The sequence below is a fragment of the Flavivirga aquatica genome, assembly GCF_001747085.1.
Classification (GTDB): Bacteria; Bacteroidota; Bacteroidia; order Flavobacteriales; family Flavobacteriaceae; genus Algibacter_C; species Algibacter_C aquatica.
Genome location: NZ_MDJD01000021.1, coordinates 1 through 6,912 on the forward strand (window position 1 = coordinate 1; position 6,912 = coordinate 6,912).

General features: G+C 28.8%; 3 protein-coding genes and 1 pseudogene. 3 read left to right on the plus strand and 1 reads right to left on the minus strand.

The window, feature by feature from the left end; all coding sequences use genetic code 11:
- Nucleotides 1–262 precede the first annotated feature (262 nt).
- On the minus strand, nt 263–460 hold the full coding sequence (locus A8C32_RS05130) for a hypothetical protein (RefSeq protein ID WP_069829382.1): 198 nt from the start codon (nt 458–460) through the stop codon (nt 263–265).
- A gap of 757 nt (nt 461–1,217) precedes the next feature.
- Here A8C32_RS05130 and A8C32_RS21035 point away from each other — a divergent pair.
- From A8C32_RS21035 to A8C32_RS05150, 3 genes and pseudogenes are all read left to right on the plus strand, one after another.
- Nucleotides 1,218–4,232, plus strand: coding sequence for a DUF8693 domain-containing protein (locus tag A8C32_RS21035; protein WP_069829380.1), 3,015 nt, complete (start codon nt 1,218–1,220; stop codon nt 4,230–4,232).
- 136 nt (nt 4,233–4,368) lie between these two features.
- Nucleotides 4,369–5,865, plus strand: a complete 1,497-nt coding sequence (locus A8C32_RS05145) for a T9SS type A sorting domain-containing protein (RefSeq protein ID WP_069829381.1) — start codon at nt 4,369–4,371, stop codon at nt 5,863–5,865.
- 198 nt (nt 5,866–6,063) lie between these two features.
- Nucleotides 6,064–6,912, plus strand: a pseudogene (locus A8C32_RS05150) (hypothetical protein); the annotation flags it as partial.

Sequence of the window (6,912 nt, forward strand, 5' to 3'; positions counted from 1 at the left end):
AGTAATCGACTTTTGTAGTTAATGATAATTTGGACAAAAGCGCCTCTGGTATAACACCTAATAATTGACTTACAGAAATTTTGTGATCTTTAAATACTGATATAATATATTGATTATCAGATAATAAGACACGAAAAACACATCACAAAAACAAAGTAATCAAGTGATAATCAAATAATTAAAACTAAAATATTGCCCAACATAAAATAAAAAGTCGGAAGAAAAAATCTTCCGACCATGACTGGCTAATTAGCCGCTTTTTTTATGGTTTCAAATAAATTAAACATTGGTTTAAATCTGGATTTTGCTGTACAAGAGAAAGAATATAAATTTTAATTTCTTCAATCTCATAAGGCAGTAACCTGTCTACTGCTTTTTGTACTTCTTTGCAAAACAAAGTGTTATCAAAACTAACTTTATTAAGTATTGTCTTGGTATACTCTAGCATTGCTCTGGCCATAGCTATATTAAGTTTTTTTTTAGGTTCATAATTAAAAAGTAGGTTTGTTTTATAGGCAATATACTTATTATATCCAGATATTAAAATTAGTGAATTTTTATTCAAAAAAAATTAATTTTAAACAAAATTAACATTAAAGTATTGTTACCAACATCCAATTATTTCGCCTAAAGTGTAAAAATACTAAGCTTCTTGTTAACAAAAAACTTTAATATTAAAATACTGTATTATCAAAAAAAATATACTTTTTCTTACTCTTAAATAATCTTTATTTTATGTATTTAAATTATAGTAGCCAAAAACTTTCTCTTTATACAAATATTTTCAAATTTAAAAATTTAAAAATTGTAAAATCCTAAAAAATATTATATGTTTACCACACTATAAATTATCTCTCAAAATTATGAACTACCCCAAATCGTTTTTAATTTTTGTTGCTATTACATTTTTAAAGTATAGTTTCCCTCTAACAAAAATAACTAGAATAAGTACTTATATACCTGTTTGTAAGCTAAAAAAGGCTTTTGAATTAGTATTAAATAGTACGCATACAATATTTAATTATTTTCAATTTAGAAAACATAATAACGCTGTTTCTCAAAGGACATTATATCTAAGTTGAGTTTTAACATATTAACTTATCCCTCTCAATATTTTGCTATTTATAAATCAACTTCCCTCAAAACCTAAATTTATAAACATTTATAAGCATCAAAAAAAATGCTAGTGCTTGTTAACTTAAATTTTCTCTCAAATTATGAAGTATCTAAAATCAATTTTAATTCTTATTGTTTTTACTTTTTTTAACTTCAGTTATTCTCAAACGGGACCTGGTGGTGTAGGTTCTAACGATGGAAGTTCAAATTTAGTATTATGGCTTAATGCAGATGATATAACTGGAACTAATGGTAGTACAATTACTAATTGGACAGATAGTTCTGGAAATAATTATGATTTTACAGTTGGTAATGGTGCTACTTTCAATACCGCAACAGTTAATGGCTACCCTGCCTTTAATTTTGATGGAACGAATGACTACTTTGAAAGAGCCTTTACATCAAATATAACTCCAGCGGAATTCACTATTTTTTCATCAACCAATGTAAATTCTTCAACTTCATATAAGGCTGTTATATCTAATAGAGATGATCCTTCTGGATCTGAAACTAGAGGATTTATCTTATACTCAATACCTAATAATAATAATTGGCAATTCTGGACGGGTAGAACAAATAACCCTTGGCAAAGTACTACAGGAGGAACATCTACTGCTGGCAATTGGGCTGGTCAAACATTACAATACACAACAGCAGCAACAAATAATAAAACACTTTATATAAATGGTTCTTTAGATGCTACAAGTACTCACACTATGGCTTCTAATACTGTTAGACCTATTAGAATTGGAGCTGGACGAAATGAGATTACTCCCAACTATTATTTTAATGGTGATATTGGTGAAGTAATAATGTACGATACAGATATTAATGCAGCTCAAAGAATAATTGTAGATAATTATCTATCTGCTAAATATAATTATTCATTAGCAGCCAACGATTTATATACTCAAGATAATCCTGCAAACGGAAATTTTGATCATGATGTTGCGGGAATTGGACAAGTCGCTAGTGGTATAAGACATAGGAACTCACAAGGTACAGGTATTGTTAGAATAAGTAATCCTTCGGCACTATCTGATGGTGATTATTTATTTTGGGGAGAAGAAACCAAAGATCCTACTTATAATTTTTATACAAATACAACTAATTATTATGAACAGTTAAACTCTAAATGGCGCGTTAGTAAAATCAATGATTTAGGAACTGTTAGAGTAAGGTTTTTTCTACATAGTATTGATTTAACAGATAAGCCAAGTTGTCAACCTTTACAACTAGTTGTCGATAATGATAGTAATTTCTCTTCACCTACGGTTTACAACTTAACTATAAATAGTTCAGAAACAAGAGCGACTGTTTCTAATGTAACTTTCAATGATGGCGATTATTTTACGCTTCGTTATCTAGATCAAATTGTATGGGATGGAACAAATTTTTTTAATGGTTCTGGTACAGAAAATGCCCCAGGCAATACAGATTCTTGTTTAAAATTTACTATAAAATCTGGAGCTGCTGGAATTTTAAATAATAACGCTAATGTGAGAGAAATTGAAATAGAAACTGGAGGAACTATATCCGTCTCTAGTGGCATCTCTATTAGCGTTGAAAATCAAGTAGTTATTAATGGCGTTATGAATTTATTAGGAGAGGCTCAACTTATACAAAATCATAGTACTACAACTTCCAATTCTGGTAGTGGATATTTAAGTGTTAACCAACAAGGGTCTTCAAACTTACATAATTATAATTATTGGAGTTCCCCGGTAAATAATGGTGGATCATGGCAAATTGGAGATTTAGAAGATGCTAATGGCGTTATAAATTTTAACAATGCTCTTAATGCTAATGCTAACACTACCCCTATTACTTTAAGTTCCAGATGGCTATATAGCTTCAATGGTCTTTCTAACACATATTCTCAATGGAACTCTTTGAGTGATACCAGTAATTTATTACCTGGCATAGGTTATACCATGAAAGGATCTGGTACTGCCAGTCCTGAACAAGAATATATTTTTAAAGGAATTCCTAACGATGGTAATTACTCCTATCCTGCAATTGCTAATAATGATTTTTTAGTAGGAAACCCATATCCTTCGGCTTTAAACGCAGACCAATTTATTAATGATAACTCAACAGTAATTGATGGTACATTATATTTTTGGGAACACTTTACTTCCAATAGCAGTCATTATTTAGCTGACTATGAAGGAGGTTATGCCACTTACAATTTAATGATGCCCACTCCTGCTGTTGCCGATAATTCTGGATTAACTAGTGGAGATGGCTATACCTCGAAAGCAGCTCCTACTTCTAATATTCCTATTGGACAAGGTTTTTTTGTAACTATAGCTAACTCTGGAAACCTTGTTTTTAATAATCAGCAGCGTATTTTCGCTAGAGAATCTTTATCTGAAGCTATTTTTTATAAATCATCTCTCAAAAACAAGATCACTGCTTCTTCGATTTCTAAAGATAAAAGGTCTAAAATTTGGTTCTCTTTTAAAGAGCCTAAAAATATTACTAAAATTATAGGATTAGGGTATGATACTAAAGCTTCAATGTTATACGATAGTGGATATGATGCAAAAGCATATGATGATTTAAGAAACGATATTAATTGGATTTTAGGTGAGAACAAATTAGTTGTTCAAGCTTTACCTAAAATAAATATTGATGATGAATTACCTTTAAGTATTAAGGTTACAGATCCTGGAATATATAAATTCTCTATTGACAAAATGCAATATATTCCTGATACTATGAATGTTTTCTTGAAAGACAACCATAAAAACATATACTATAACTTAAGACAGGATGAAGCTCAAGTTTTATTAGATAACGTTGGAAATCATGCAGAGTTTTCTATAGTTTTTAAAGAAGATACAATCTTAAATACAGCAGAGTTTAGTAACGATAACTTCTTTACTACTTATAATGCTGAAACAAAACTATTAGAATTACACAATATAGATAACTTAATAAACATTGAGACATTAAGTATATATAGTGTCTTAGGTCAAAAAATCATGCACTTAAATTCATTAGAGACTAATACTATAAACATTTCTAATTTAAGTAATGGCATATATATACTTAAAGTAAATACTAAAAGTCATGAAAACTCAATAAGTTATAAATTTTCAAAATACTAGATTAATAATGATTCTATATTTTTTTCAAGTCTTAAAACAAAAACAATATATGTATAAAATTATGGTTAAAAATAATTAAAATATGAAAAGCTAGATTAAAAAATATTTTTTAGTCTAGTTTTTCCATCTCTAATTTATGAGCTACTCCAAATCACTTTTAATTTTCAGCCTTTTTATATTTTTTAATAATACTTTTTCTCAAACAGGGCCTGGAGGTGTAGGTAACACAACATCAAATGGACTATGGTTAAAAGCAGATGATATAATACTAGCTTCGGGTTCTAATGTTAGCAGTTGGAATGACGCTTCTGGAAATAACAATGATGGAAACCAGACTAATTCTATCCTACAACCTACATTTTTTTCAACTAGTGCCTTGAATAATATGCCTGTGGTTCGCTTAGATGGAAGTAATGATGAAATAGTAGTAAGTGATTCTAATATTTTAGATGGAACAAGTGGAATGACTTATTTTACAGTTCTAAGACCAAACAACCTAAATAACAGTAGTCCTAAAGCCGTATTATCAAAAAGAAACACGCATACTTCATCTACAAACTACGCTTATTCGTTTTTTTTCTATACTAATAATTATTTAAATTCTGATATTGTATATCTAAATAACCGTTTTACAACAAATCCAACAAGTTTTTCTAACGCTACAAATTATATACTAGGCATGGGCTTTGATGGTAGTGTTCCAGCAATCTCAAGATCGAAAATTTATAGTGCCGGTAGTTTAATTCAACAAGCTCAAGAAACTTCCAGTACAATAATAAACAGTGCTTCAGACCTTCTTATCGGAAGCTTAAATATAGGATACGGACAAAATCTAGGAGCAGATTTAGCCGAAATAATTCATTTTAACTACTCCCTTAACGATGCTGAGCATATTATTGTAAATAATTACCTTTCTGCCAAATATAATATTGCTTTAACAACCAATGATTTATATTTACAAGATGATTCTGCAAACGGTAATTTCGATTTTGATGTAGCAGGAATAGGTCAAGCAACTAATGGAGATAACCATACAGATTCCCAAGGAACAGGTATTGTTAGAATAAATAATCCTTCTACTCTTTCTAGCGGAGATTACCTATTTTGGGGTGAAGAAACTAAAGTCATTCAAGCCTTACCTCAAATAGATATCAATGATAATTTACCTTTAAAAATTAAAGTAACAGATCCTGGTATATATAAATTCTCCATTGATAAAATGAAGTACGTTCCTAATACGATGGATATTTTCTTAAAGGACAATAATAAAAACTTATACTATAACTTAAGACATGGAGAGATTCAAATTATATTAGATGAAGTTAAAGAATATAATGAATTTTCTATAGTATTTAAAAAAGATTCTGCTTTAGAAACAACAACATTTAAAAATGAAAAATTCTTCACCTTTTATAACCCCGAAAATAAACATCTGGAACTATATAATATAGATAGCATAAGTAATATAGAATCATTAAATATTTACAATACATTGGGGCAAATTATTATATCATTGAATTCATTAGAAGCTAATACTATAAATATTTCTAATTTAAATGACGGTATATATATTCTTAAAGCAAAAACTAAAAATGCTCAAAACTTAAAGAGTAATAAGTTTGTAAAATATTAACAATACATTTTTTAAAATTTAAAAAAATTAACAAAACACTCATTTTGCTAAAATATTATCCAACATTTTGATTGTAAGATAATTACATCAAAACAACACGATTAAGTAATTATATAAACTAATGGTTACCAGAAAAATGAATAAAAAATATACTTTTTTTGATGTATGTTTGTGATTAATTTTTAATTAACCAAAATTATGAACTACTCCAAATCGTTTTTAATTTTTGTCATTTTTATATTTTTTAATACCTGTTATTCTCAAACAGGTCCTGGAGGTGTCGGTAATTCGTCTTCAAATGGATTATGGTTAAAAGCTGATGATTTAGAACTTACATCTGGTACTAATGTTAGCAATTGGAATGACACTTCTGGAAATAATAATGACGGAAATCAAACTAATCTTAATCTACAACCTACATTTCTTTCAACCAGCACCATGAACAATATGCCTGCTGTTCGTTTAGATGGAAATGATGATGAAATAGTAGTTAGTGATACCGATATATTAGATGGCACAAGTGGAATAACTTATTTTGCTGTTCTAAGACCAAAGAATTTAGATACTGGCCCTAAAGCCATATTCGGAAAAAGAACAAACACAAGTACAGCCGCTACTTATTCTTATGGTTTTTACTTTTGGCAAAATAATTATTTATACTCCGATATTGTAAATAAAGACAATAGATTTAATACAGATCCTATTTCTTTTTCTAATGACACTAATTACATTTTAAGTTTTAATTTTGATGGTAGTCTTCCATTTCTTGAAAGATCTAAAACATATAGTGCTGGTAGCTTAATTAAACAATATTCTGAAACCTCAACATCTCTAATAAATAGTACTGAAGACCTTCTTATAGGAACTTTAAACCTTAATTTCCCTGCTCATTTAGAGGCAGACTTTACAGAAATAATTCATTTTAACTACTCCCTTAACGATGCTGAGCATATTATTGTAAATAATTACCTTTCTGCCAAATATAATATTGCTTTAACAACCAATGATTTATATTTACAAGATGATTCTGCAAACGGTAATTTCGAT

Coding starts and splice junctions, on each gene's coding strand:
- A8C32_RS05130 (WP_069829382.1), bottom strand. CDS start 460: ATGGCCAGAGCAATGCTAGAGTATACCAAGACAATACTTAATAAAGTT.
- A8C32_RS21035 (WP_069829380.1), top strand. CDS start 1,218: ATGAAGTATCTAAAATCAATTTTAATTCTTATTGTTTTTACTTTTTTT.
- A8C32_RS05145 (WP_069829381.1), top strand. CDS start 4,369: ATGAGCTACTCCAAATCACTTTTAATTTTCAGCCTTTTTATATTTTTT.